This is a genomic window from Streptomyces smaragdinus (assembly GCF_009604385.1).
Lineage (GTDB): Bacteria > Actinomycetota > Actinomycetes > Streptomycetales > Streptomycetaceae > Streptomyces > Streptomyces smaragdinus.
In genome coordinates this window covers 1-25727 of sequence record NZ_WEGJ01000017.1, presented here as the reverse complement: position 1 = coordinate 25727, position 25727 = coordinate 1, and the positions used below count along the sequence as shown (strand labels likewise).

Sequence of the window (25727 nt, the reverse complement as noted above, 5' to 3'; positions counted from 1 at the left end):
TTCCGTTCGGCCCCTACAGGTACTGGCCGGTGTTCGCCACCGTGTCGATGGACCGGCCGGTGTCCGCGCCCTGCTTTCCGGTGACGAGCGTACGGATGAACACGATCCGCTCGCCCTTCTTGCCGGAGATCCGGGCCCAGTCGTCGGGGTTGGTGGTGTTCGGCAGGTCCTCGTTCTCCTTGAACTCGTCCACACACGCCTGGAGGAGATGGGAGACGCGCAGACCCTTCTGGTTGTGGTCGAGGAAGGCCTTGATCGCCATTTTCTTGGCCCGGTCGACGATGTTCTGGATCATCGCTCCGGAGTTGAAGTCCTTGAAGTAGAGGACTTCCTTGTCACCGTTGGCGTAGGTGACCTCCAGGAAGCGGTTCTCGTCGGATTCCGCGTACATCTGCTCGACCACCGACTGGATCATTCCGGTGACCGTGTCGGCCTTGTCCCCGGCGTGCTCGGCGAGGTCCTCGCTGTGCAGCGGCAGGGTCTTGGTGAGGTACTTGGAGAAGATGTCCTTCGCGGCCTCCGCGTCCGGACGCTCGATCTTGATCTTCACGTCGAGCCGGCCGGGGCGCAGGATCGCGGGGTCGATCATGTCCTCGCGGTTGGAGGCGCCGATCACGATGACGTTCTCCAGGCCCTCCACACCGTCGATCTCGGCGAGCAGCTGCGGGACGATGGTGTTCTCCACGTCCGAGCTGACACCGGAGCCGCGGGTGCGGAAGAGGGACTCCATCTCGTCGAAGAAGACGATCACGGGGGTGCCCTCGGAGGCCTTCTCCCGGGCGCGCTGGAAGACCAGCCGGATGTGCCGCTCGGTCTCGCCGACGTACTTGTTGAGGAGCTCGGGGCCCTTGATGTTGAGGAAGAACGACTTCCCCGCGGGCTTGCCGGTCACCTCGGCGACCTTCTTGGCCAGCGAGTTCGCCACGGCCTTGGCGATGAGGGTCTTGCCGCAGCCGGGAGGACCGTAGAGCAGCACGCCCTTGGGCGGACGCAGCTCGTGCTCCTTGAACAGATCGGGATACAGGTACGGCAGCTCCACCGCGTCCCGGATCATCTCGATCTGATTGCCCAGACCGCCGATCTTGTTGTAGTCGATGTCGGGGACCTCCTCCAGGACGAGGTCCTCGACCTCGCTCTTGGGGATGACCTCGTAGACGTAGCCGGAGCGCGGCTCCAGCAGCAGGGCGTCGCCGGGACGGATGACGGTGTCCAGCAGCGGCTCCGCGAGCCGCACCACCCGTTCCTCGTCGGTGTGCCCCAGGACCAGGGCACGCTCGCCGTCCTCAAGGACCTCCTTGAGGGTGACGATGTCCCCGGCGCGCTCAAACTCCATCGCCTCGACCACGTTCAGCGCTTCGTTGAGCATCAGCTCCTGGCCGCGCCTGAGGTCGTCGAGTTCCACACTCGGGCTGACGTTCACCCGGAGCTTGCGGCCCCCGGTGAAGATGTCCGCCGTGCCGTCCTCGTTCGCCTGCAGGAACACACCGAAGCCGGCCGGCGGCTGCGCGAGCCGGTCGACTTCCTCCTTGAGGGCCACGATCTGGTCGCGGGCCTCACGGAGCGTGTTCGCGAGCCGCTCGTTCTGCGCGGACACGCCTGCCAGGTTGGTCTGCAACTCGACGATGCGCTCTTCGAGAATTCTCGTGTGACGCGGCGAGTCGGCGAGCTTGCGTCGCAGGACGGCGATTTCCTGCTCGAGGTAGGCAATCGTGCCGGCGGGATCTTCGCCCCGGCCCGTACGGTTGCCGCGGTTCATGTCGTCGTCGTGGGCTGCCACGGTCCTCACCTCCTCCAAGGGGAGCTGGACGCTTCCTGACCCTACCTGGGTCAGTCCCAGTTGAAACCCCTAGATCACAAAGACGGTCGGGGTGAGTCCGATCTTCACCCTTGCGCACGCCCTCACGCCAGGGGGATACCCAGCCGGGAACATCGGAAAGCGGCCGGATATAGGGTCGGCATAGTCAACACCCGTCAAGGGTGACTCTATTTCGTCCCATTCGCGTAGATCGGCAGGCGCAATGACCGTGCACAGCGAGACGGCCGGGTCCACCGGGATTCAAGCCGAACTCGAGGTCTGGATCGACCAGGACCTGTGCACCGGCGACGGGATCTGCGCCCAGTACGCACCCGAGGTCTTCGAGCTGGACATCGACGGCCTGGCCTACGTCAAGGGCCCCGACGACGAGCTGCGCCAGTCCCCCGGCGCCACGGCCCCGGTGCCGTCGGTGCTGCTCACGGACGTGGTGGCCTCGGTACGGGAGTGTCCCGGCGAGTGCATCCACGTGCGCCGGACCGCGGACGGCGCCGAGGTGTACGGCCCCGGCGCCGGCTGACCGGGGGGCGGCTCAGGCCGCGACGCCCGCGGGGCGCACGGGCTGGGCCTCCAGCACGAACCGGCCGTTCTCCCAGTGCCATTCGACGTCCCGCTCCCGGTCGGGGCAGCAGCGCGGGGCGTCCGCGGAGTAGCCGAGCAGTGTGGCCGAAATCTCACCGTCACGCACGGCGAACTTTCCGACACTCATGTCCTGCTTCGCGTCCAGCAGGGTCTCGAGCACCCGCGGGGGCTCCCCGGGACCGGCCAGCACGTAGACGGAGCTGGGCGCGGTGCCCAGGCCCGTCTCGCAGCGGACCACGGCCACGGTCTCGGCGCGGCCGTCGTGGTCGAGGTCGGCGGAGGCGCGGTGGGTGACGACCGGTCTGCGTTCGCCGCAGTCCAGGGGGTAGTCGGCGGCCGCGGCGTCGGGGCCGGTCTGTCCGCCGTCCGCCGCGTGAGCCCCGTCGGGCGTCAGGGCGCCGCCGGCGGCGACGACCGCGGCCACGGCGACGGCGGTGAGCAGCCACTGGAGAGGGCTGGTACGGGTGTGCGGGAGGTCTGCTGCGCCTGGCAGGGACTGCACGCTGGGGGGCTCCTGGATAGTCGCTGAACGCCGTGGGGGTGGCAGGAATGGTGCCACATGATCACTTCATGTGGAACGACCGCCACCCCACGCGGCGTCAGCCGCATCATCGATGCGTGCGTCAGCGGTTCTTGCCGGGACCCTCGTAGTCCTCCCCGTACGCCCCGGGGGCGGGCCGGCGGCGGCGCAGCGGCGGCTCGACGCCGTCGGCGAGCCGGCGGGCGGTGAGCAGGAAGCCGGTGTGGCCGATCATGCGGTGGTCCGGGCGTACCGCCAGACCCTCGATGTGCCAGGTGCGCACCATCGTCTCCCACGCGGAGGGCTCGTTGAACGAGCCGTGCTCGCGGATGGTCTCCACCGTGCGGGCCAGCTGCGTGGTGGTCGCGACGTACGCGCAGAGCATGCCGCCGGGCACCAGGGCCTTCGAGACGGCGTCCAGGCACTCCCAGGGGGCCAGCATGTCGAGGATGACCCGGTCGACCTCGGTGTCGGCGAGGTTGTCCTGCAGATCGCCCACGGTCAGCTGCCAGGCGGGGTGGGGGCCGCCGAAGTAGCGCTCCACGTTCTCGCGCGCGATCCGGGCGAAGTCGTCCCGGCGCTCGTAGGAGTGGAGCATGCCGTGGTCGCCCACGGCCCGCAGCAGGAACATGGTCAGCGAGCCGGATCCCACTCCGGCCTCGACCACGCGGGCGCCGGGGAAGATGTCGGCCATCGCGAGGATCTGCCCCGCGTCCTTGGGGTAGACCACGGCGGCGCCGCGGGGCATGGACAGGACGTAGTCGGGGAGCAGCGGGCGCAGCGCGAGATACGCGACGTTCCCGGTGGTACGCACAACAGTGCCCTCGGGAGCGCCGATCAGCTCGTCGTGCGGGAAGGCACCCTTGTGGGTGTGGAAGCTCTTCCCGGCTTCGAGCGTGAACGTGTAGTGGCGACCCTTGGGATCGGTGAGCTGGACCTGGTCCCCGACCTGGAAGGGCCCGCGTCGGCGGGCGGCACCGGTCGGTTCGGACATGCGGTCAGATTACCGGTCGGGAGCCGGTGCCCGCGCCACGGGCCGCCGCGGGGCTTGTTATTCGTACGGCTGTACGGAGCCGCGCCCGCGGGAGTGACGGGGGCGGGGCTCAGGAGGCGGGGCGGGCCATGGCGGCGACGAAGGCGCGTTCCACGTCGGCCGTGGACAGGACGCCGTAGATCTCGCCCGTCTCCTCCACCACCAGATACTCCGTGGCCGGGGTCGAGCGCATGTGCTCCAGCAGCTCCTCCCCCGTCAGCTCCGCGGACACCCGCATGCCCTCGCGCAGGTCCTGGGCGTACTGGCCGATGCTCTCCCAGGGCCGGCGGTGCTCGGCGACGCCGGTGATCGCCGACTCGCGGACGATGCCCGTGGGCGCCCCGGTGCCGTCGACGACGACCAGGGCCCGCGCGCCGGCCTCGTCGGCGCGGCGCAGCGCCTCGGACAGCGGGGTGTCGGGGGTGACGGGGGCGGCGCGCCGGGTGAGGACGCGGGCACGCAGGTCGGGGAGGCGTTCGCGCAGCCGGGCCATGCGCAGGCTGTTGCCGGCGCCCGTCCAGATGATCGCGGCCAGGATCGCGGCGAGCAGGGCGTCGGTGAGGGAGTCGGCGCCGCCGATCTCGGCGCCGTCGCGGGTGGTGGTGAGCAGCGGGAGGCCGATCAGCACGCCGACGGCGAGCGCGCGGCCCACCCAGGCGGCGGCGACGGTGCCGGTCATCGGCTTGCCGCTGATCTTCCAGACGACGGCACGGAGCATCCGGCCGCCGTCCAGGGGCAGGCCGGGCAGCAGGTTGAACAGCGCGACGATCAGGTTGGAGATCATCAGGCCGGCCAGCAGCACCGAGGGGACCGTGCGCTCCTGCACGAGGTGCAGGGCCCCGTAGAAGACCGCGGAGAGCACCAGGGACAGCAGCGGGCCCGCGAAGGCCAGCCAGAACTCGCGGCCGGGGGTGTCGGACTCCTTCTCGATCTCCGAGACGCCGCCGAAGAACTGGAGCTGGATCCGGCGCACGGGCAGCTTGTAGTGCAGCGCGACGACGGTGTGCGCCAGCTCGTGGACCAGCACGGACGCGTAGAAGGCGACGGCGAAGAAGAGGGCGACGAGATAGCGCACGCCGCCGAGCTCCGGCAGCACCCGCTCCAGCTGGCCGCCGAAGACCCAGGTGATCAGCGCGGCGACCAGGAACCAGCTCGGGGCCACGTACACGGGCACGCCGAAGGGACGGCCCATGAGCAGGCCGCCTCCGCGTTCCTTGGGACGGTTGTCCTTGCCGTCGTGGTCCACTCTCTCCCCTGTACCCCTCGTCGCGGCGCCGTACTGCCGATGGTATGCCGCACGATGTCGGTGCCGGGCCGTAGGGTCGTACACCATGACTACCCCGACCGGCACCGACAGCGATCCAGGGCAGGGCGCGGACGGGCCCGGACTCGCCCCGTCCGCCCCCGCGCCCGGGGGCGCGGAGGCGTCCGCGCCGCCGCGCCCGTCGCTCTCGCCGTCGCGCGCGAACGACTTCCAGACGTGCCCGCTGCTGTACCGCTTCCGGGTGATCGACCGGCTCCCGGAGAAGCCGAACGCCGCCGCGGCCAGGGGCACGCTGGTGCACGCGGTGCTGGAGCGGCTCTTCGACGACCCGGCCGGCGAGCGCACGGTCCCGCGGGCCCGGGCGATGGTGGCGCCGGCCTGGGACCGGCTGCTGGCGGACCGGCCGGAGCTGGCGGAGCTGTTCGCCGAGGACGGCGGGGCGGTGGATCTGGCCGGATGGCTGGCGGAGGCCGAGACGCTGGTGGAGCGGTGGTTCTCGCTGGAGGACCCGACGCGGCTGGAGCCGGCCGAGCGGGAGCTGTTCGTCGAGACGGAGCTGGAGTCGGGGCTGCGGCTGCGGGGCGTCATCGACCGGGTCGACGTGGCGCCGACGGGCGAGGTGCGCATCGTCGACTACAAGACGGGCAAGGCCCCGCGCCCGGAGTACGCGGCGGGGGCGCTGTTCCAGATGAAGTTCTACGCCCTGGTGGTGTGGCGGCTGCGGGGCGTGGTGCCGCGCCGGCTGCAGCTGGTGTATCTGGGCAGCGAGGACGTGCTGACGTACGACCCGGACGAGGGCGATCTGCGCGGCGTGGAGCGCAAGTTGCACGCGCTGTGGCAGGCCATCGACCGGGCGACGGCCAGCGGCGACTGGCGGCCGCGGACGGGCCCGCTGTGCCGGTTCTGCAGCTTCCAGGAGATCTGCCCGGCGTACGGGGGCACTCCCCCGCCCTATCCCCTGGCCGCCGGCCCGGCGCCGGGGGCGGGAGTGCCCGGACCCCGCCCGGCCGGGGAGGGCGAAGTGGCCCAGGGCACAATGGGCGACGTCTAGCGAAGGAGAAGTCTCGTGGCCATCCGCGTCCTGCTCGTCGACGACCAGCCGCTGCTGCGCACGGGTTTCCGCATGATCCTCGAGGCGGAGCAGGACATCGCCGTCGTGGGTGAGGCGGGCGACGGGGTCCAGGCCCTGGACCAGGTGCGGGCGCTGCAGCCCGATGTGGTGCTGATGGACATCCGGATGCCGCGGATGGACGGCGTCGAGGCGACCCGGCAGATCACCGGCCCCGGCCGGGACGGCCCGGCGAAGGTGCTGGTGCTGACCACGTTCGACCTGGACGAGTACGTGGTGGACGCGCTGCGGGCCGGTGCCAGCGGATTCCTGCTGAAGGACGCCCCCGCGGTGGAGCTGGTGCAGGCGATCCGCGTGGTCGCGGCCGGTGAGGCGATGCTGGCGCCGTCGATCACCCGGCGGCTGCTCGACAAGTACGCGACGAAGCTGCCCTCCGGCGAGGAGACCGTCCCGGACACCCTGGGCACGCTCACCGACCGGGAGGTCGAGGTGCTCAAGCTGGTGGCCCGGGGGCTGTCCAACGCGGAGATCGCCGCGGATCTGTTCGTCAGCGAGACGACGGTGAAGACGCATGTGGGGCATGTGCTGACGAAGCTGGGGCTGCGCGACCGGGTGCAGGCGGCGGTGTACGCGTACGAGAGCGGTCTGGTGCGGCCCGGGGCCTCCTGAGCCGTCGCCCGCGGGGTCCGGATGTCCTCCGGACCCGTCCGCGGGCGTCTACGCCGCGTCCGCCAGGGGCCCGGGACGGCCGCGGAAGCGGGTGTCGGCGGCCAGGGTCGTCTCGAGGCCGCTCAGCCCGCCGCCGCGGGCGGCCGGCTCGAGCGCCTTCAGCAGCCGGTCGCGGGCGTCCGTGCTGTACGGACCGGTGCGGCCGGCCATGATCCGGGCGCGGGCGCGGGTGGCGAGCTGGCGCGCGTTGCCCGGAGTGATCCGCAGTCGTTCGGCGATCAGCTGGTACGGGTATCTGAACCCCTCGCGCAGCACGAACACGGCGCGCTCCGACGGCAGCAGCCGTTCGCACAGCAGCTGGACGGCGAGCTCGATCGTCTCGCCGCGTTCGATCCCGGCCTGCGGGTCCGCGGTCTCGTACACCGTGTCCTCGTACTCCCGGGGCAGGGCGGGCGTCTCGCGGCGGTGGCGGGCGGACCGGATGTGGTTGATCGCCAGCCGGCTCGTCGTGGTCAGCAGGAAGGCCTCGGCGTTGGTCACCGCGGCGCGGTCGGTGCGGTACCAGCGGAGCCAGACCTCCTGGAGGATGTCCTCCGCCTCGTGCGGGTCGCCGACGATGCGGTGGGCGGTCCGGAACAGGCGGGGGCGGGCGTCGACGAAGGCGTCGAGATCGTCGTCGTTCATGGTCGGGTCTCCTCTGCGGTCCGGGCGGCCCTGCGGACCAGGTCGGCGATGGCGCGGGGCTGGGACACGTGGACGAAGTGACTCGCGGCGACCTCGGACACCGTGGAACCGGAGCGGACGGCCATGGCCCGCTGCAGCGACGCCGGGATCACCCGGTCGTCGGAGGCCACCAGGTACCAGCTGGGTTTGGTGTGCCAGGCGGGCCGGGTGACGCGGCCCTCGAGGGCGCCGACCCGCCAGGGGACCTGGGAGTCGGCCAGGAAGCGGGCCTCGGCGGGCGGAAGGTCGGCCGCGTACAGCTCGTGGAAGCCGGCGTGCTCACGGACCAGGAAGTCGTCTCTCGGCGGTGGCATCGGCGCGGTTCCGGCCATCAGGTCGTGCGCGGACTCGCCGGTGTCGGGGACGAAGGCGGCGACGTAGACCAGGGCGGCGACGTCGTCGTCGGTGCCGGCCTCCGTGATCACCACGCCGCCGTAGGAGTGGCCGACGAGCACGCACGGGCCGTGCTGGGCGCGCATCACCCGCAGGGTGGCCAGCACGTCGCCCGCGAGGGACTGGGTGGGGTGCTGGACCACGGAGACACGGAAGCCGTCGGCGACGAGCAGTTCGTACACCTGCCGCCATCCGGACCCGTCCACGAAGTCCCCGTGGACCAGCAGCACATTCTTGATCTGTTCCATGGCAGGCAGATTCGCCCCGGGAGGGCAAGGGAGGCATCGGGGATAACCCTCGCCGTCGCGAGGGGAGGGTGATAGGGCAAAATGCCGGTGTGATCCAGGGACTGTTCGGACGAGAGGACGCACTGGCGGCCGTCGGCGATCTGATGGACCGCGGCGGCAGTGTGGTCACCGTCGGGGACCCGGGGGTCGGCAAGAGCCGGTTGCTGCAGGCCGCGGCCGAGTTGGCGCGGGGCCAGGGACGCCGGGTGCTGTCCGTGGCGCCGACCGAGTTCGAGAAGGGGCTGCCCTTCGCGGGGCTCGCCGAGCTCACCCGCCACTTCCCCGAGGGGGCCGACCAGGACCTTCCGGGGCCGCAGCGGCGCGCGCTGGCCGTGGCCCTGCAGCGCGCGGAGCCCGGGGGCGGCGAGGTCGACCCGCTGGCCGTCCCCCTGGCCGTGCGGAGTCTGTTCTCGCGGCTGTGCGAGTCGGAGCCGGTGGCGCTGATCATCGACGATCTGCAGTGGCTGGACCAGGCGACCGTCGGCAGCCTCGGCTTCGCGCTGCGCGGCCTGCTGGCCGAACCCCGGCGGCTGAGCGTGCTGATCGCGACCAGGCCGGACCCGGAGACTGGTACGGAACTCCTGCGGTGTCTGGCGGAGCCGCGCCACGAGTTCGCGCTGCGCCCGCTGACGGACGACGCCGTGGGCCGGCTGCTGCGTACCCGGCTGGGACCGGAGTGGACGCCGCCGCTGAGCGCCGAGGTGGCTCGGGCCAGCGGCGGGAACCCGTTCCTGGCCCTGGAGATCGCGCGGGCCTCCGGGCCCGGGCGGGTGCACGTCCCGCCGAGCCTCGCCGAGCTGTTGGACGAACGCGTGGCCCGGCTGACCGGCGACACCCGCGAGGTGCTGCTGCTGGCGTCCGCGGCCGGCCGGCTGACGGTGACGCAGGCGCAGGCGGTCGTCGAACGGGACAGGCTGTGGCCGGCCCTGGAGGCCGCGGTCGACGAGGACATGGTGAACGTGGGCGCCGGGTCGGTGATCACCTTCACCCATCCGCTGCTGGCCTCGGCCGTGTACGACGCCGCCACGGCGGCCGAGCGCCGCCGGGCGCACCGCGCGCTGGCGGACACCCTCGAGGATCCGGTGGAACGGGCCCGGCACCGGGCGAAGTCGACGTCGATACCGGACGAGACCGTGGCGGCCGATCTGGAACGGGCCGCCGAACTCTCCACGGGCCGCGGCGCCCGGCAGGTGGCGGGCGAGCTGCTGGAGGGGGCGGCCCTGGCCACCGTGTCGGACCCGGTGGCCGGTCTGGCGCGCTGGCTGCGTGCCGTGGACACCTACAGCAACGCCGGCGACGCGACGGCCGCCCGGGCCGCCCTGTGCAAGGGGAAGTCGCTCGCCGTCTCACCCGAGCAGCAGGCCCAGGTGAAGGTGCGCTGGGCCCGGCTGGCGGAGGACGTGGCCACCGCCCGGTCGCGGGTGGAGCAGGTGCTCGACCTCGCTCCCGCCGGCAGCGCGGCGCACGCGGACGCGCTGGGCACCCTGGCGGCGTTCTGCCGGATGCTGGGCGACGGGCCGCGGGCGCTCGAGGCCGCCCGGGAGGCGGTCACGGAGGCGACCGCGCTCGGGCGGGCGGATCTGCGGCTCAAGGCACTCACCGAGCTCATGGTGGCCGAGCGGCACTGGGGCGTGGGCCGGGGCACGGACGCAGGAGCGCTGGACGAGATCGACCGGCTCGCCGAAGAGGCCGGGCTCCCCCCGTCGTTGCCGGCCGCCGTACGGGGTTTCGGTGCGCGCTGGACCGATCCGGCCGCCGAGACGCAGGTCCGCGGGGGCATCGCCCAGGCCGTCGAGGCCGGCCGGTACGGCGACCTGTCGCTGCTGTACATCGCCCTGATCATCGTCCTCGTCCGCCGGTCGAAGGTGCGCGATGCCGAGGCCGCGCTCCAGGACGCGGCCTCGTCGGGGGCGTGGGCGGCGTCCGGTGACTGGTCCGAGGCCTTCAACTCGCAGGAGGACATGGCGCACGCCCTCGTCTACTCCTACGCCGGTGAGCTGGACGAGGCCCGGCTGTGGGCCCGGCGCGGCGCCGACCGGCCGCAGGTCCAGGGGTCGACGTACTGGCGGGCCGGCTTCCTGGCGCAGCTCGGCTTCGTCGAGGCATCCGCGCGTGACTGGCCCGCGGCGCTCGAGGTGCTGCGCGAGGTCGCGGGGATCTTCGAGCGCACGGGCATGGTCGATCTGGAGGGGCTCCTCTGGGGCGTGGACTACGCCGACGCCGCCCTCCAGCTCGGTGAGACCAAGGACGTCGAGGCGGCCGTCGCCGTGCTGCGGCGTCAGGGAGCGGCCGGGAGCCAGGACGCCGAGGTCGCCGCCCGGCGCTGCCAGGCCCTGCTGACGGCCGCCCGCGGGGACACGGACACGGCGCTGAAGGAACTCCTCGCCGTCGTCGGGCTGCCGGACGCGGAGTGCCCGTTCGAGGCGGCGCGGTCCCGGCTGGCGCTGGGGCAGGTCTACCGGCGCGCCGGGTTCAAGGGCAAGGCGAATCAGGCGCTGGACGCGGCGGCGGGCGCCTTCGAGGCGCTGGGCATCCCGCGGTGGGCGCAGCGGGCCCGGGACGAGGCGGGTCGGGTGGGGCTGCGCCCCACGACGAGCACGCTCACCGAGACGGAGCGCCGGGTGGCGGAGCTGGTCGCGGCGGGGCGGTCGAACCAGGAGACCGCGGCCGAGCTCTTCATGTCCGTGAAGACCGTGGAAGCCAATCTGACGCGGATCTACCGCAAGCTGTCGGTGCGGTCGAGGACCGAACTCGCCAACCGGCTGCCGCACACCTCCGGGAGCTGATCCCCCGGGCGCACAAGAGGGCGGCCGGTCTCCCGGCCGCCCTTGTCCCGTGTGTACGAGCCGGCTACGCGGCCGTTGTGGAGCCGGCCTCCTTCAGCCACTCGTCGAACGTCACCCTGCCCCGCGGCCCCTGCCCGGTCGGCAGCAGACCGCCGCTGCTCATCCCGCCGGGGAAGTGCACCGGCAGCACCGGCCGCTTCCGCGCGCCGCCCGCGGCCATCAGCCGCCGCGCCATGCCGACGAGCGACTCCACCTTCGGCCCGGCGATCTCCGGGGCCATCCCCCGCGGCGCGTCCAGCGCGAGGCCGACGAGGGCCTCGGCCACCTCCCGTACGGCGATGGGCTGGACCTGTCCGGTCGGCACCACGGCAATCGGCCCGGGCACACCGGCGAGCACCTGGCCGGCGAACTCGTGGAACTGCGTCGACCGCAGGATCGTCCACGGCACCGCCCCGCCCCGGACGATGTCCTCCTGGCGCATCTTGCCCGCGTAGTAGCCGTTCCTGACCCGGTCGACCCCCACGATCGACACGGTCACGAGGTGCCGCACCCCGGCCCGTTCGGCCGCCCCGAGGAGGTTGTGCCCGGCCTTGTCGAAGAAGGCGATCGCCTCCTTCTTGTTCATCGTGGAAAGATTGCTGACGTCGATGACCGCCTCGGTCCCGGCGAGCGCCGCGTCCAGCCCGGCGCCGGTCACCAGATCGACGCCCTGCCCGCGCGACAGCACCACGGGGGCGTACCCGCGGGACTTCAGCGCCGCCACCACAAGCCGTCCGGCCACCCCGGTTCCACCGGCAACCGCGATCCTCATGACCTCTCCTGTCCCTCGTGGCGCTGTCCTTCGAGGCGCTGTACGCAAGGTAGACAGGGGGGTACGTCCCCCTGTGACAGCGCGGCCGGTGAGCGGCGTCACATCATCTGGTCGAACGCCCGCTTGAGGGCCGCCTCCCGCGTCGCCAGGGACCGTCGGCTCAGCACGGTGTCGGGCACCCACATGTCGAACGCGTGGAACGCCCCGGGGTAGAGGTGGAATTCGGTCGGCACCCCCGCCTTCAGCAGCCCCCGGACGTAGTCGACGCACTCGTCCCGGAACACCTCCAGCTCCGTCGCGTCCACGAACGCCGGGGGCAGCCCGGACAGATCGGTGGCGCGGGCCGGGGCCGCGTACACGGAGACCTCACCGGTGCCGGCCCGGTCGCCGAGGAGCGCCTTCCAGCCGTAGAGGTTGTCGGCCCGGCTCCAGACCACGGCCTCGGTGAACTCGTGGCTGGACGGGGTGATGTTGCGGTCGTCGAGCATCGGGGAGTTCAGGAGCTGGAACGCGATATCCGGGCCGCCCTTGTCCCGGGCCATCAGGGCCATCGCGGCGGCCAGACCGCCGCCGGCGCTGGATCCGCCGACGGCCAGCCTCGCCGGGTCGACGCCCAGTTCGGCGGCGTTCTCCGCGACCCAGACCAGTCCGGCCCAGCAGTCCTCGACCTGGGCGGGGTCCTGGTGTTCGGGGGCCAGGCGGTAGTCCACGGACACGCCGACGATGCCGAGGCGTTCCACGTACCCGACCATCATGGCGTCGTCCTGCTCGGGCAGGCCGATGATCATGCCGCCGCCGTGGATCCAGTACAGCGCGGGACGGCCTTGGCCGGGCTCCGCCGGCCGGTAGATCCGCAGCCGGACGTCCGGCTGCCCCTCGGCGCCGGGGACCAGGCGGTTCTCGATCACGACCTCGGTCTCGGGCGGTGGGGCTATCGTCGCGTGCATCTGCTCCCGCTGCCCGGGCAGGTCCTCGTACGACACGGCCGTGATGTCGAAGTCGAGGATCGGCAGCTGCTCGACCCCGGCCCGGAGTTCGGGGTCGAGGTGGGGGTGCAATGCCATGGGGCGTTCCCTTCGCGACGATTGTCTGCTGTCGTCAGCAATGACAGGGCAGCACCCCGGAGTTGTGACAGGCGAGTCAGACCCCGTCGAGGCGGGCCAGTTGTTCGCGCGCGTCGGAAACCCGCGCCGGGTCTCCGGCCGGGCCCAGGGCGGCAAGGGAGGCGAAGGCTTCCCGGGCCTCCCCGGGACGGCCCGCGGACAGCAGGACGTGGCCCAGCTCGCTGAGCAGGCGGCCTATGCGTGACGGTTTCCCGTCGCATGCCTCGAGACCGGTTCGCAGCTGGTCGACGGCCGCGTCCCAGTCGCCCAGACGGGCGTGGGAGTCACCGGCGATGGTGTGCAGTGCGGTCCGGGTGTAGCGGGCGATATGCGGCTCGAACCGGTCACCGGTCTCGTCGAGGAAGACGAATGCCGCGGCGATCGACGCCAGGGCTTCGGTGGGGCGACCGGCGCGGTTCAGCGTATTGCAGAGACCCAGCAGGGACTGTGCCGCTCCATGATGATCACCTGCCGCCTCGAACAGATCTGCCGCTCGCCGGTCACTTTCCATGGATCCGTCGAAGTCATCGAGCGAGAGGTACGCGGAGGCCAGGTACTGATGGGCCCAGGCCTGCTGGCTGAGGCTGTCGGCGCGACGGGCCGCCGCGAGGGCCTGCGTCGCACACTCGATGCTGTCGTGGGGCCGTCCCTCGCAGGTGAAAAGGGCCCAGGCGTGGTAGTTGAGCTGAGTGGCCTCCGTCAGCGGATCACCCAGGGCCCGGGCGCTGCGGGCGCCGGCAGCGTAGACCTCGTGCCAGTGGCCCCAGAAGACCCAGTTGTCGGAGAACCAGTGCAACGCTTCGGCCACCTCGACCACCGTGGCGTGATCGCCCGCGGCAGCGGCGGCGCGCAGGGCGGCGAGCCAGTTGAGTCCCTCGGCCTGCAGCCAGTCGTGGGCCCGGTCGGCGCTGGACAGGTCAACGATGCCCGCCCAGTCGGGCGGCGGGGCGCCGTAGTCCGGTTCGAACCACCGTCCGGCCACGACCGCCGTCTCCAGCAGCCAGTCGTACAGCTCCCGGCGGGCCGCCTCCCTCTCCGTCGTGCTCTCCTCGGCCACCAGCCGCGTACGGGCGTACAGCCACAGCAGGTCGTGCAGCCGGTAGCGGCCGCCGTTGGTGCCCAGCAGCCCCGCCTCGAACAGCTCCTCCAGCGCGTCCTCGGCGTCGAAGAGGTCCTGGCCGGCCAGCTTCGCGGCGACGGCCGGGGAGAAGTCGGAGCCGGGCACGAGGGCGAGGCGGCGGAAGATGCGGGCGGCGGCGGGGGTGAGCTGCTGGTACGACAGCTCGAAGGCCGCCGAGACGCGGATGTCCCCCGCGGCCAGCGCGTCCAGTCGCCGGTCCTCGTCGGCGAGGCGGTCGGCGAGCCGGCGCACGGGCCAGCCGGTGCGCGTAGCCAGCCAGTTGCCGGCCACGCGCAGGGCCAGCGGCAGATGCCCGCAGCGGTCGGCGACCTCGGCGACGGCCGCCGGGTCGGCCCCGGCGCGGTCGGCGCCGATCAGGCCGGTGAGGAAGGCGGTGGACTCGGCGGGGGCGAGCTCGCCCAGCGGCAGCCGGCGTACGGCGTCCAGGCCGGTGAGCATGCGCCGGCTGGTGACCAGCACCATGCCCGGACCGGCGCCCGGCAGCAGCGGGCGGACCTGGGCCTCGTCGCGTGCGTTGTCCAGGACCAGCAGGAACCGCCGGTCGGCCAGCAGCTTCCGGTAGAGCTCGGGCTGCCCCTGCGGCCCGGCCCGGACCAGGTCCCGGTCCGCGGCCTGCAGGGCCCGCAGGATCTCGAGCACGAGCTCGGCCGGCTCGGGCGGGGCGTCGTCCGTCCCGCGCAGGTCGACGACCAGCTGCCCGTCCGGGAACGCGTCGGCGACCTCCCGCGCCGTCTGCAGTGCGAGGGTCGTCTTGCCGGCGCCGGGCGGCCCCGAGATCACCATGACCGCGGGTCCGGTACGGGCCGTCTCGCGCGCCCAGCCGGTGAGCCGGGCGACCTCGGGCCCCCGGCCGGTGAAGTCGTCGATCCCGCGCGGGAAGGAGTGCGCCCCCGCCGGAGCGTACGCCCGGTCCCGTCCGGCCCGTGCCGCGGCGAGCAACTGCTCCCGCTCCGCCTCGGCCAGGCCCAGACCGTCCGCCAGGGCCGCGACCGTACGCCGCTGGGGCGTCGTCCGCAGCCCGCGCTCCAGGTCGCCGATTCCCCGCACGCTCACGCCGGAGGCCTCCGCCAGCCCCTCGATGGTCAGCCCGGCCGCCAGGCGCAGCGTGCGCACCAGGGCGCCGAACGCCGCCTCGTCACCGGTCACGTGGTTCCTCTCCGACGTCGCCCGTGCCGTACCCGGACGGCGGGCAACTCATTTGAATCCTAAACAATATGGTGGTCCGGTCCCGTCGGACAACACCGGGAAGTGACCTGGATCATGGGTCTCACAAGACATGGATGCCGTTCACGACCGGGTGTTCCCTGGGGAACATGAACGAACAGGACAAGCTCCCCTTCCCCACCCCGTCCCACTGGATCAACGGCCGCGCGGTCCCCGGCTCCGGCCCGGTGATCGACGTGATCAACCCGGCCGACGAGTCCGTCGTCGCCTCCGTGCCCGGCGGCACCGCCGAGGACGTGGACAAGGCGGTGGACGCCGCCGTCGCCGCCTTCCCCGGCTGGTCGGCGACCTCGCCGGCCGACCGCATCGCCGTCATACGGCGCCTCGCCGAGGGCATGCAGAAGCACAACGAGTCGCTCGCGGAGACCATCACCCTGGAGATGGGCGCCCCGATCTCCTTCGCCCGGCAGGCGCAGGCCGGCTTCCCGGTGGCCTCGACCCTCGCCGCGGTCGCCGCGGCCGAGGAGTTCGAGTGGGAGGAGACGATCGGGAACTCGCTCGTCGTCCACGAGGCGATCGGCGTCGTGGGCGCCATCACCCCGTGGAACTTCCCCCTCCAGCAGCTGGTGACCAAGGTCGTCCCCGCGCTGCTCGGCGGTAACACCATCGTCCTCAAGCCCTCGGAGATGTCCCCGCTGAGCGCCCTGATGTTCGCGGAGATCGCCTCCGCGGCCGGGCTGCCGGACGGCGTGCTGAACGTCGTGCAGGGCACCGGTCCGGTGGTCGGCGAGGCCATCTCCCGGCACCCGCGGATCGACATGATCTCCTTCACCGGGTCCACCCGCGCCGGCAAGAGCGTCTCCGTCGCCGCGTCCGACACGGTCAAGCGGGTCGCGCTCGAGCTGGGCGGCAAGGCGGCGCACATCGTGCTGCCGGACGCCGACCTCGACTTCGCCGTGAGCCGCGGGCTGGCCTTCGCGTGGTCCAACGGCGGCCAGGCGTGCGGCGCGTACGTCCGGATGCTCGTACCGGCCGGCCTCCAGGAGACGGTGGTCGAGAAGTTGCGGGCCGCGGCCGCGGAGTACTCCGTCGGCGACCCCGCCGACGAGGCCACCCGGATCGGTCCGCTCGCCTCGGAGACCCAGCGGCAGCGGGTGGACGGCTACATCCGGCGCGGCGTCGAGGACGGCGCCACGCTGGTGGTCGGCGGTCCCGGCCGGCCCGAGGGTCTGGAGACCGGCGCGTACGTCCGGCCGACGATCTTCTCCGACGTCGACCCGTCGTCCGTGATCGCCCAGGAGGAGATCTTCGGCCCCGTGCTGACCGTGATCCCCTACACCGACGACGACGACGCCGTCCGGATCGCCAACAGCACGATCTACGGGCTCAACGCCGCCGTCACCGGCGAGGAGGAGCACGCGATGGCGATCGCGAAGCGGCTGCGGGTCGGTCAGGTCGACGTCAACGGCGGACCGCACAACTTCCAGGCCCCGTTCGGCGGTTACAAGCAGTCCGGCAACGGGCGGGAGATGGGGCGCGCCGGGATCGAGGAGTTCCTCGAGACCAAGGCGATCACCCACTGACTCCCCGACGCGCCCGGGGTGGCCGCACCACGGCCACCCCGGTGCGGAATGTACCGAACAGCACACTTCCGGCGGGAATCCATGGCCGGGTCGTATCGCTGACATCACTGTGGTTCCCGTCGGCTCACGCCGTGCGGGCCATCGGCCGAAAGGAAGGAAAGCCGTGGCGGACCGAGCAGCACTGGCGGCCTTTCTCCGCGCCCGGCGCGCGGCCCTGCAGCCCGAGGACGTCGGGCTGACCCGCGGGCGCCGCCGGCGCACCGGCGGGCTGCGCCGCGAGGAGGTCGCCGTACTGAGCGACATGTCCCCCGACTACTACAGCCGGCTGGAGCAGCCGCACGGCCCCCGTCCCTCGGAGCAGATGCTCGCCTCCATCGCCCGCGGGCTGCATCTGTCGCTGGAGGAGCGGGACCATCTGTTCCAGTTGGCGGGGCACGCGGTGCCCCGCCGGGTGCGGCGCGGCGACCACATCAACCCGGGGATGATGCGCGTACTGGACCGGCTGGAGGACACCCCGGCACAGGTGATGAACCATCTGGGCGAGACGCTGAAGCAGACCCGCCACGCGGTGGCGCTGCTGGGCGACGAGACGGCGTACACGGGGCTGGAACGCAGCGCGCACTACCGCTGGTTCACCGATCCCGGCTCCCGGCTGATCCATCCCGAGAGCGATCACGCCGAGCAGAGCCGGCTGATGGTGGCGGACCTGCACGGCGCCCATGCCCGGTACGCCGGTGACTCCCGTACCGGCGAGCTCGTCGACGCGCTGCGCACCGAGAGCGCGGAGTTCGACGCGCTCTGGCGGGAGCGGCCGGTCCTCGGGCCGTTCTGTGCCGTCAAGCACTTCCGGCATCCGCGGGTGGGGGAGCTGGAGCTGCACTGCCAGACGCTGGTCGACCCGGACCAGTCGCAGCGGCTGCTGGTCTACACGGCCGTTCCGGGCACCGAGAGCCACACCAGCCTCCAGCTCCTGTCCGTCCTGGACCCGTCCATGTCGGTCTGAGTCTTCATCCGCGTGAGCGGCGGTACGGCGGGGATCACCCGCCGTACCGCCGCTCACGTACGGCCGCGGCACCGTCAGCCGCGGAGCTCCGGCGCCACGTACTCGAAGGTGGGGCCGGCGACCGTGCCGTCCTCGTACTCCATGGACAGCAGTTCGCGCGCCAGCGACTCCAGCCCGTACATGGTGCGGGTGGCCGGGCCGAGCTTGGCCGGGTATCCGTTGAACGTCTGCTCCAGGTCGTGGAGCAGACCGCAGTACATCTGGTTGAAGACCTCCTGGGCGGCACGGATGTCGCTGTCCTCCGGCAGGTCCGCCACCTTCTGGTTGGGGCGCATCGGGCGGACGGCCGCCAGGTCGCGCTTGATCTCCTCGCCGGTGGGGCCGGACTGCGGGGTGTCGCCCCGCCGGTACCGCCGGCCGAGCTTGAGCTCCAGGAACCGGTAGTAGTGGGAGACCTCGTCGCGCTCGGGGTGGAAGATGTCCGGGTCGCCGTCCCAGACCTCGCCGCGCGAGGTGCCCTCGCCCTGCTCGACGATCTCCTCCAGGGCCGCGAGCGCCGAGCTCAGGCCGGTGACGCGGCCCAGCTCGCCGCCCGTGTGGCGGAACGGGCCGCCGGTGACCTGGCGGGCCGGGTCGCCGGTGAAGACGGCCTCCTCGCCGAGCTCGTCGCAGAGCCGGCGCAGGCCGTCCTCGATCGCGTCGTAGAACTGGCCGATCGTCTCGTAGCCGTCGCCCTCCGCGGGCGCGCCGGGCGCGGCCGGCTGCTCGAGGCGGAGGAACATCTCGAGCGCCTCGGGCCCCATCGGCAGGAGCGACAGCCGCAGCGAGCGGTCGCCGTGCGGCAGCGGGCGGGGGTGGGTGGGCAGCATGCCCGGGGTGTCCAGGACCGGGCGGCCGCCGACGGCGTTGAGGACGTTCGCCACCAGCGCCAGATGGATCATTTCCTCGACGAAGACGCTGCTGATCGCCTCGCCGGCCTCCTTGTTCCGCTCCTTGTCGAGCGTGTACAGGGCGACCATGTACGGCGGCAGGGTGGCGTGTTCGAGTTCCAGCGCCCACTGCAGATGTTCGCGGAGGCTCTCGATCGTGGTGATCCCGGTCGGTGCCGGCGCCTCGGCGGTGGCCACGGACTGCTGCTGCTGATTCACGGTTGTTCTTCCACTTCGGTTGTCGCCGGGTACGCCGGAGACCGGCGCGGCGGTCGGCCTGACGGATGATCGGTGGTCCGGGCGCACCCGCGGCGCCCGGACCGGGTGTTCTCAGGCGGCGGTACGGCTCGTCGCCCGCGCCCCGTCGGGGAGCTCGGCCCGTACGGTGGTGCCCACCTCGCCGCCCTTGACGAAGGCGTCCCGCGGATGCTGGACGGAGGCCAGGGACACCAGGTCCCGGCCGAACACGGCGGCCGTGAGCCAGACGGACAGCACGCGGGCCTTGCGCTCCCAGGAGGGCACGGACAGCAGGTGGTACCCGCGGTGCATGAGCCAGGCGAGGAAGCCCCTGACCACGATCCGCTTGTACTCGAAGATCCCGTGCCCCAGCCCCAGCGTCGCGATCACGCCCAGGCTGGCGTGCTTGTACTCCCGCACCCGCCCCCCGCGCAGATCGGCGACGATGTTCTTCGCCAGCAGCCGCCCCTGGCGCACGGCGTGCTGGGCGTTGGGCACGGTGTACGAGCCGGGCACCGCCAGATCCGGCACCGCCGCGTCGTCGCCGGCCGCCCAGACGCCGGGCAGCGGATCGCTGTCGGTGCCCACCCGCAGGTCGGGCCGGACCATGATGAGGCCGCGGGCGTCGAGCGGGAGGTCGGTGTGGTTGTGCACGACCGGGTTGGAGGCGTTGCCCGCGGTCCAGACGATCAGCCCGCAGTCGAACTCCTCCCCCGTGGAGAGCTTCACGCGCCCGTTCTCGGCGGAGACCAGCTGGGTGTTCAGATGGACGTGCCCGCCCCGCCGGCGCAGGGAGTCCACGACCCACTCCCCCTGCTTGTCGCTGACCTCGGGCAGGATCCGCCCCCGGGCCTCGACCATGTGGAAGAACAGGTCGTCCAAGCTCAGCTCCGGATACGACTTCAGCATCGCCGTGGCCAGCGACAGCAGCTCCCCGAAGCCCTCGACCCCGGCGAACCCGCCGCCCACGAACGTCACGGTCAGCAGCCGCCGGCGCTCCGGCCCCGGCGGCAGGCACGCGGCCCGGTCGAAGGCGGTCATCAGCCGGTCGCGGATGGCCACCGCCTCTTCGACGTGCTTGAGGCCGATGGCCTGGTCCGCGAGCCCCGGGATGGGGAACTTCCGGGTCACGGCACCGGCGGTGACCACCAGCGTGTCGTACGACAGCTGGTACTCGTCGCCCTTCGCCGGGCGGACGGTCAGCGTGTGGTCCGCGTGCCGGATCCGGCTCACGCTGCCCGCGATCAGCCGGGTGTGGCGCAGGTGCCGGCGCTGCGACACGGCGGCGTGCCGGGCCTCGACCGACCCCGCGACGACCTCGGGAAGGAACGGCTGGTACGTCATGTACGGGCGCGGGTCGATCACCGTGACCCGCGCCTCACCCCGACGCAGTTTCTTCTCGATCCCCCACGCGGCGTAGAACCCCGCGTAGCCCCCGCCGACAATCACAATCTCACGCATACGCACCTCTGCTTCTGTCCCGACACCACCAAGACCGGATGGGACCGGGCGGTGTGACAGGGCGCGGCAACGAGATGCGTGAGCTGCCGGCGGGGGCGCGCCCGCTACTCGCCGGCGCCCTTCTCGATCTCCCAGAAGCGGAACACCGTCGAGGCGTCGAGGACGCCCTCGAGGCCCAGGATGTTCTCCTTGGCGACCGCGTACTGCTTGCCCTGCCAGAGCGGCAGTACGGGCAGCTCCTGCGCGACGATGTCCTGGACCTCCTCGAACTCCTGCACAGTGCCGCCGCGGTCGGCCTCGGCGGCGGTCCGCGGGAGCAGATCGTCCGTGATCTTGCCCGCCGGGTAGTTGTTCGAGAGCACGTTGCCCTTGCCGAAGAACGGCAGGGTGAAGTTGTCGGGGTCCGGGTAGTCGGGCACCCAGCCCTTCACGTAGACGCCGTAGCGGCCGTCCTCCATGCCCTTCTGGTACTCGTCGGCCTTCTTGACGTCGACGACCTCGGCGTCGAAGAGCCCGCTCTTGTTGAGCTGGTCGGCGATCAGCCGGAAGCCCGGCAGGGTGCCGGGGCCGTAGCGCTCCGGGGTGACGTACAGCTTGAGGGGTACGGGCGTGGCGATCCCGCCGTCCTTGAGCTCCTGGGCGGCCCTGGCCGGGTCGGGGCTCTCGCCGTAGGTGTCGTAGAAGGCCGTGTTGTGGCCCACGATGCCGGCCGGGATGATCGAGTAGAGCGGCTCGGCGGTGCGCTTGTACACGTCGCGGACCAGCGCGGAGCGGTCGATCACGTACGCCATGGCGCGGCGCACGGCGAGCTTGCCGGCGACGGGGTCGTTCAGGTTGAACACCAGGTGCTGGATCTCGGCGCTGGTGCCCTCGACGACCTGGATCGGGTTGTCGGAGTCGAGGTACGACTTCTCCAGCTCGGCGATGTCCTTCACGGCCAGACCGCGGTAGGCCAGGTCGATGTCGCCGGCCTCGAGGGCCTTCTTCAGCTTGCCGGTGTCGTTGCCGTAGAGCTTCAGCGTCATACCGGAGTTCTTCAGCTTCGCGGCGCCCCGGTAGCCGGGGTTGGGCGTGAAGACGGCTTCCTTGCCTTCCTTGTAACTGTCCAGCTTGTACGGGCCGGAGCCGACGGCCGAGTCACCCTCGCGGAGCTTGTCGGCCGGGTACTCGGTGTGGTCGACGATCGAGCCGGCGCCGGAGGCGATCTTCAGCGGGAAGGTCGCGTCGGAGTACTTGAGCCTGAACGTGATCGTGCGGTCGTCGGACGTCTCGATCTTGTCGATGGCGTCGAAGAAGAAGGCGGGCCCGTTGGCGTCGTTGATCCGCGCGGTGCGCTCGAAGGAGTACTTGACGTCGGCGGTGGTGAGCTCGTGGCCGTTGCTGAACTTCAGCCCCTCCTTGAGGGTGCAGACGTACAGCTTGCTCCGGGTGTCCTTGAACCCGCAGCTCTCGGCCGCCTCCGGCTGCGGCACGGTGCCGCCCCGGGGGAAGGCGATGAGGGACTGGAAGACGTTGTTGAACACCAGCCAGGAGCCGACGTCGTAGCCCGAGGCCGGGTCGAGGGAGGTGACGGCGTCACTCATCCCCATGACAACGCTGTCACCGCTGCCGGAGTTCTGCCCGGACTGCGTTCCGCAGCCCGTCAGCAGCGCGGCGGTGACCCCCGCGCCGAGGGGCACGGCGGTCAGTCTGAGGAATCGATTCTTCACTTGCTGTGGTCCCTTGCTGATAGTGCTGTTCGTGCTGGTGCTACTCGTGGGGCCCGCGCCGGAGCTGCCACATCTGCAGGACGGAGGAGGAGTTGAGCGCCCACTCGGCACCGCTGACCGTGGGCGCGGCGACGATGACGTCCGTGCCCTGCCACAGGGGCAGGACGGGGACGTCCTGGGCGAGGATGTCCTGGATCCGGTCGAAGGACGAGGTGACCCGGTCCCGTTCGGACTGCTGCCGGCCGGCGCCGAGCCGCTCCTCGATCGCGGTGTTGCGGTAGTGGTTGCCGGTGGCGTTCTGGTTGCCGGGGCCGACGAACGGGGCCACGTAGGCCTCGGCGTCCGGGAAGTCGGGAAAGCGGCCGAGACCGGACACCGCGTACCGGTCGCTGCGCAGCCCGCGGGCGAACGTCGCCCACTCGGTGCCCCGGAGCGTGACGTCGAACAGACCCGAGGCCTCGAGCTGCGCCTTGAGCTCCTGGAACTCGCGCTCGGTCGCCGCGCCGTAGTGGTCGGTGGTGTAGTCCAGGGTGAGCGGCACCGGCGTCTTCACCCCGGCGTCCGCCAGGAACGCCGCGGCCTTGGGGACGCTCGGCGTGCCGTAGGCGTCGAAGAAGGCGGTGCTGTGGCCGAGCACGCCCCGGGGGATCATCGAGTAGAGCGGGGAGCCGGCGCCCCGGTAGACGTTGCGTACCAGCTTCTTGCGGTCGACGAGCTGGGCGACGGCCCGGCGCACCCCGAGTTCCTCGGACACCGGCAGGTTCATGTTGAACACGAGGTAGCGGATGCCCGTGCTCGGCGTCTCGACGAACTGCAGGTCGGGGTCGGCCCCGTCGCGCAGCGCCGCGAGCTGCGCGGGCTCCAGAGTCCGGTTGATCACCTGGATGTCGCCGTCGTCGAGGGCCTTCTCCATCGCCCCGGCGTCCTGGAAGACCCGCAGCTCGACCTTGTCGTTGCGGTGCTCGACGCTGCCCTCGTAGCCCTCGTTGCGGGTGAAGACGAGCTTCGCCGCCTCGGAGCCGCGCCGCTCGACCTCGACGGTGTACGGACCGGAGCCCCCGACCTCGAAGCCCTCCCGCAGCTTCGCCTTCGGGTACTCGGCGGAGTCGACGATCGCGGCGGCGGGTGTGGCCAGCTTCAGCGGGAAGGTGGCGTCGGGCGACTTCAGATGGAAGACGACTTCCTGAGAGCTGGGGGTCTCGACGGTGTCGATGTTGGCGAGGAGCCCGACGGGGCCCTGCGGGGCGTTGATCCGGAGCACCCGGTCGACGGAGTACTTGACGTCCTGCGCGGTGAGCTCGTGACCGTTGGAGAACTCCAGGCCCGGGCGCAGCCAGCAGCGGAACTGACTGCTGCGTTTGTCGACGAAGCGGCATTCGCGGGCGGCGTCCGGCTCGGGCTCGCCGCCGGTGCGCGGCAGCCGCAGGAGGCCCTGCATGGTGTTCGTGAGGACGTTCCAGCTGTTGATGTCGTACGCGGACGCCGGGTCGAGCGGCGCGAGGGTCCCGTTACCGGCGGCGAGGGTGTCCGTGGTGCCGATGACGACGGTCTCACCGTCGCCGGACCCGCCCGTCTCGGTGCACGCGGCGGCCAGGGGCACAATCAGCGCGAGCAGCGCCGGCAGCACCAGCGCCGCGGGGGTCTTCCTCGGCTCCGTCATCACTCCGCCGACCCTATCCGGACGGCTCAGCAGGGCGGTGTTCCCCGGAAGTTGGGGCCTCTCACTCCCCGAATACAGGCGACCGCGCACCGATATACGGTGCCGCGGACAACGTACCCGCAAGGGCGGCAACCCGGACAGACAGACCCTGTCACCGGGCCGGACAGGGCGCGCCGAGGGGGTCGGGAGGTGACCAAGGTCACCCGCGGGCGCTACCGGGGGCGGCTCACGACGGAGCGCAGGAAGGCCAGGTCCACGTCCTCCAGCGAGCCGACCACGGTACGGCCGGCGGCGGGCTCGATCGGCACCACCGAGGGCACCACGACCACCTGGCAGCCGGCGGCCTCGGCGGCCGTGACGCCGGTCATCGTGTCCTCGACCACGGCGCACCGGACGGGGTCCGCGCCCAGTCCGGCGGCCGCCGCCAGATACGGGTCGGGGTAGGGCTTGGTCCGCGGGATCTCGTCGCCGGCGACGGTGAGCGCGAAGTACTCGCGGCCCAGCGAGCGCAGCATCCGGTCGATGATGCGGCGGTGGGAGGCGGACACCAGCGCGGTGGGCACGTTGTGCGCGGCGAGCTCGGCCAGCAGCCGGTGGGCGCCGGGCATCAGCGGGACGTTCCCGTCGATGAGCTCCTCGAACCGGTCGTTGAGCAGCGGCGTCAGCTCGGAGAGGGTGATCTCCGCGCCGGTGGCGTTGATCAGATGCGTGGCGCTGCGGATCATCGGCCCCCCGACGACCACCGCGCGGTCTTCCTCGGCCAGGGCATGGCCGAGCTCGGCGAAGACCGACACCTCGGCCTGCCACCAGAAGTCCTCGGTGTCGACGAGGGTGCCGTCCATGTCGAGCAGCACGGCCTGCAGCGTTGCGCCTTCGGCCGTTCGGGTGCCGAGGGCTGGGAGGCTGCTTGTCATCCACTCACCTCCTGCAGAGGGGCGCGAAGGCCGGCCGCCGTGAGGCGACCGGCCTGTTCCGGACCGACCAGTGTACGTCGGGTCGCTCAAACCTGCGTTCTGCTCGCGCGCAGCCCCGGCAAAACGGGAATTATCGGGCGTTGAAGTATTTTGCTTCGGGGTGGTGGAGGACGATGGCGTCGGTGGACTGTTCCGGGTGGAGCTGGAACTCCTCGGACAGCTTCACACCGATCCGCTCGGGCTCGAGGAGGTCGGCGATCTTGGCGCGGTCCTCGAGGTCGGGGCAGGCCCCGTACCCCAGCGAGAAACGCGCGCCCCGGTACTTGAGCGCGAACATGTCCGACATGGCGGTGGGGTCTTCGCCGGCGTAGCCGAGTTCGGCACGGACGCGGGCGTGCCAGTACTCGGCGAGGGCCTCGGCGAGCTGGACGGACAGGCCGTGCAGCTCGAGGTAGTCGCGGTAGGAGTCCGAGGCGAACAGCTCCGCGGTCGCCTCACCGATCCTCGAGCCGACGGTGACGACCTGCAGACCCACCACGTCCCTCTCGCCGGATTCCTGGGGGCGGAAGAAGTCGGCCAGGCACAGGCGCCGGCCGCGGCGCTGGCGGGGGAAGGTGAAGCGGGTGCGTTCACTCCCGTCGTCGTGCAGCAGGATCAGGTCGTCGCCCTTGGACACGCACGGGAAGTAGCCGTAGACCACGGCCGCCTCCAGCAGGCCGTCGGTCTGGAGCTTGTCGAGGAGGCCACGCAGGCGGGGGCGGCCCTCGGTCTCGGCGAGTTCCTCGTAGGAGGGGCCGGTGCCGGTGCGGGCCTGCTTCAGCCCCCACTGGCCCTTGAACAGCGCGCCCTCGTCCAGCCAGGAGGCGTAGTCCT

21 protein-coding genes are annotated in these 25727 nt (G+C 71.8%); 6 read left to right on the top strand and 15 right to left on the bottom strand.

Features of this window, described 5'->3' with window-relative positions:
• Nucleotides 1-13: 13 nt before the first annotated feature.
• The gene (gene arc / locus SRB5_RS20835; protein ID WP_323378217.1) at nt 14-1777 is read right to left on the bottom strand and encodes a proteasome ATPase; all 1764 of its coding nucleotides are present in this window, start codon (nt 1775-1777) and stop codon (nt 14-16) included.
• Nucleotides 1778-2018: 241 nt separating this feature from the next.
• Here arc and SRB5_RS20825 point away from each other — a divergent pair, with 241 nt between their 5' ends.
• On the top strand, nt 2019-2333 hold the full coding sequence (locus SRB5_RS20825) for a ferredoxin (RefSeq protein WP_153454234.1): 315 nt from the start codon (nt 2019-2021) through the stop codon (nt 2331-2333).
• 12 nt (nt 2334-2345) lie between these two features.
• Here the strand turns inward: SRB5_RS20825 and SRB5_RS20820 are convergent, their stop codons facing one another.
• The 3 genes from SRB5_RS20820 to SRB5_RS20810 form a co-directional block, all read right to left on the bottom strand.
• Entirely contained in the window at nt 2346-2897 is a 552-nt protein-coding gene (locus tag SRB5_RS20820) for a hypothetical protein (protein WP_323378216.1), read from the bottom strand.
• 121 nt (nt 2898-3018) lie between these two features.
• Nucleotides 3019-3909, bottom strand: coding sequence for a tRNA (adenine-N1)-methyltransferase (locus tag SRB5_RS20815; RefSeq protein WP_153454232.1), 891 nt, complete (start codon nt 3907-3909; stop codon nt 3019-3021).
• A gap of 109 nt (nt 3910-4018) precedes the next feature.
• Complete coding sequence (locus tag SRB5_RS20810) at nt 4019-5281, bottom strand: site-2 protease family protein (RefSeq protein ID WP_153454230.1); 1263 nt, start codon at nt 5279-5281, stop codon at nt 4019-4021.
• On the opposite strand from SRB5_RS20810, the gene SRB5_RS20805 reads away from it, so the two are divergent.
• Nucleotides 5280-6263 (top strand): RecB family exonuclease, encoded by a 984-nt coding sequence (locus SRB5_RS20805; protein WP_153454228.1) that lies wholly within the window; start codon nt 5280-5282, stop codon nt 6261-6263. The genes SRB5_RS20810 and SRB5_RS20805 overlap by 2 nt on opposite strands.
• A 15-nt stretch (nt 6264-6278) precedes the next feature.
• Nucleotides 6279-6950 carry a response regulator transcription factor gene (locus SRB5_RS20800; RefSeq protein WP_323378215.1) on the top strand — a complete coding sequence of 224 codons (672 nt, stop codon included), beginning with the start codon at nt 6279-6281 and terminating at the stop codon, nt 6948-6950.
• A gap of 48 nt (nt 6951-6998) precedes the next feature.
• On the opposite strand, the gene SRB5_RS20795 is transcribed toward SRB5_RS20800, so the two are convergent.
• On the bottom strand, nt 6999-7634 hold the full coding sequence (locus SRB5_RS20795; protein WP_153454226.1) for a sigma-70 family RNA polymerase sigma factor: 636 nt from the start codon (nt 7632-7634) through the stop codon (nt 6999-7001).
• Nucleotides 7631-8314, bottom strand: a complete 684-nt coding sequence (locus tag SRB5_RS20790) for an alpha/beta fold hydrolase (RefSeq protein ID WP_153454224.1) — start codon at nt 8312-8314, stop codon at nt 7631-7633. The genes SRB5_RS20795 and SRB5_RS20790 overlap by 4 nt, the downstream gene beginning before the upstream one ends.
• A gap of 89 nt (nt 8315-8403) precedes the next feature.
• Here SRB5_RS20790 and SRB5_RS20785 point away from each other — a divergent pair, with 89 nt between their 5' ends.
• Nucleotides 8404-11139: a helix-turn-helix transcriptional regulator gene (locus tag SRB5_RS20785; protein WP_153454222.1), complete on the top strand. Its 2736-nt coding sequence runs from the start codon at nt 8404-8406 to the stop codon at nt 11137-11139.
• Nucleotides 11140-11203: 64 nt separating this feature from the next.
• Here the strand turns inward: SRB5_RS20785 and SRB5_RS20780 are convergent, their stop codons facing one another.
• From SRB5_RS20780 to SRB5_RS20770, 3 genes are all read right to left on the bottom strand, one after another.
• The gene (locus tag SRB5_RS20780) at nt 11204-11950 is read right to left on the bottom strand and encodes an SDR family oxidoreductase (RefSeq protein WP_153454220.1); all 747 of its coding nucleotides are present in this window, start codon (nt 11948-11950) and stop codon (nt 11204-11206) included.
• Between the two features lie 98 nt (nt 11951-12048).
• The gene (locus SRB5_RS20775; RefSeq protein WP_153454218.1) at nt 12049-13014 is read right to left on the bottom strand and encodes an alpha/beta hydrolase; all 966 of its coding nucleotides are present in this window, start codon (nt 13012-13014) and stop codon (nt 12049-12051) included.
• Between the two features lie 76 nt (nt 13015-13090).
• Nucleotides 13091-15340, bottom strand: coding sequence for an ATP-binding protein (locus SRB5_RS20770; RefSeq protein WP_323378214.1), 2250 nt, complete (start codon nt 15338-15340; stop codon nt 13091-13093).
• 167 nt (nt 15341-15507) lie between these two features.
• On the opposite strand from SRB5_RS20770, the gene SRB5_RS20765 reads away from it, so the two are divergent.
• Both SRB5_RS20765 and SRB5_RS20760 read left to right on the top strand, forming a co-directional pair.
• Nucleotides 15508-16941 (top strand): aldehyde dehydrogenase family protein, encoded by a 1434-nt coding sequence (locus SRB5_RS20765; RefSeq protein WP_194292976.1) that lies wholly within the window; start codon nt 15508-15510, stop codon nt 16939-16941.
• A 163-nt stretch (nt 16942-17104) separates the two neighbouring features.
• Nucleotides 17105-17944 (top strand): helix-turn-helix transcriptional regulator, encoded by an 840-nt coding sequence (locus SRB5_RS20760; protein ID WP_323378213.1) that lies wholly within the window; start codon nt 17105-17107, stop codon nt 17942-17944.
• Nucleotides 17945-18018: 74 nt separating this feature from the next.
• Here the strand turns inward: SRB5_RS20760 and SRB5_RS20755 are convergent, their stop codons facing one another.
• The 6 genes from SRB5_RS20755 to SRB5_RS20730 form a co-directional block, all read right to left on the bottom strand.
• Entirely contained in the window at nt 18019-19092 is a 1074-nt protein-coding gene (locus tag SRB5_RS20755) for a ferritin-like domain-containing protein (protein ID WP_323378212.1), read from the bottom strand.
• 111 nt (nt 19093-19203) lie between these two features.
• Nucleotides 19204-20571: an NAD(P)/FAD-dependent oxidoreductase gene (locus SRB5_RS20750; RefSeq protein WP_153454214.1), complete on the bottom strand. Its 1368-nt coding sequence runs from the start codon at nt 20569-20571 to the stop codon at nt 19204-19206.
• 104 nt (nt 20572-20675) lie between these two features.
• Nucleotides 20676-22280, bottom strand: coding sequence for an ABC transporter substrate-binding protein (locus tag SRB5_RS20745; RefSeq protein WP_323378211.1), 1605 nt, complete (start codon nt 22278-22280; stop codon nt 20676-20678).
• 40 nt (nt 22281-22320) lie between these two features.
• A complete protein-coding gene (locus SRB5_RS20740; protein WP_153454212.1) occupies nt 22321-23940 on the bottom strand; it encodes an ABC transporter substrate-binding protein in 1620 nt (539 codons plus the stop codon).
• Nucleotides 23941-24152: 212 nt separating this feature from the next.
• The gene (locus tag SRB5_RS20735) at nt 24153-24854 is read right to left on the bottom strand and encodes an HAD family hydrolase (protein WP_153454210.1); all 702 of its coding nucleotides are present in this window, start codon (nt 24852-24854) and stop codon (nt 24153-24155) included.
• 130 nt (nt 24855-24984) lie between these two features.
• A partial coding sequence (locus SRB5_RS20730) for a vitamin B12 dependent-methionine synthase activation domain-containing protein (protein WP_323378209.1) occupies nt 24985-25727 on the bottom strand: 743 nt, incomplete at its 5' end.

What these genes read in the sequence shown, in the direction of transcription:
- SRB5_RS20825 (WP_153454234.1), top strand. Translation starts at nt 2,019, where the DNA reads ATGACCGTGCACAGCGAGACGGCCGGGTCCACCGGGATTCAAGCCGAA.
- SRB5_RS20815 (WP_153454232.1), bottom strand. Translation starts at nt 3,909, where the DNA reads ATGTCCGAACCGACCGGTGCCGCCCGCCGACGCGGGCCCTTCCAGGTC.
- SRB5_RS20805 (WP_153454228.1), top strand. Translation starts at nt 5,280, where the DNA reads ATGACTACCCCGACCGGCACCGACAGCGATCCAGGGCAGGGCGCGGAC.
- SRB5_RS20810 (WP_153454230.1), bottom strand. Translation starts at nt 5,281, where the DNA reads ATGGTGTACGACCCTACGGCCCGGCACCGACATCGTGCGGCATACCAT.
- SRB5_RS20795 (WP_153454226.1), bottom strand. Translation starts at nt 7,634, where the DNA reads ATGAACGACGACGATCTCGACGCCTTCGTCGACGCCCGCCCCCGCCTG.
- SRB5_RS20790 (WP_153454224.1), bottom strand. Translation starts at nt 8,314, where the DNA reads ATGGAACAGATCAAGAATGTGCTGCTGGTCCACGGGGACTTCGTGGAC.
- SRB5_RS20780 (WP_153454220.1), bottom strand. Translation starts at nt 11,950, where the DNA reads ATGAGGATCGCGGTTGCCGGTGGAACCGGGGTGGCCGGACGGCTTGTG.
- SRB5_RS20775 (WP_153454218.1), bottom strand. Translation starts at nt 13,014, where the DNA reads ATGGCATTGCACCCCCACCTCGACCCCGAACTCCGGGCCGGGGTCGAG.
- SRB5_RS20765 (WP_194292976.1), top strand. Translation starts at nt 15,508, where the DNA reads ATGAACGAACAGGACAAGCTCCCCTTCCCCACCCCGTCCCACTGGATC.
- SRB5_RS20750 (WP_153454214.1), bottom strand. Translation starts at nt 20,571, where the DNA reads ATGCGTGAGATTGTGATTGTCGGCGGGGGCTACGCGGGGTTCTACGCC.
- SRB5_RS20740 (WP_153454212.1), bottom strand. Translation starts at nt 23,940, where the DNA reads ATGACGGAGCCGAGGAAGACCCCCGCGGCGCTGGTGCTGCCGGCGCTG.
- SRB5_RS20735 (WP_153454210.1), bottom strand. Translation starts at nt 24,854, where the DNA reads ATGACAAGCAGCCTCCCAGCCCTCGGCACCCGAACGGCCGAAGGCGCA.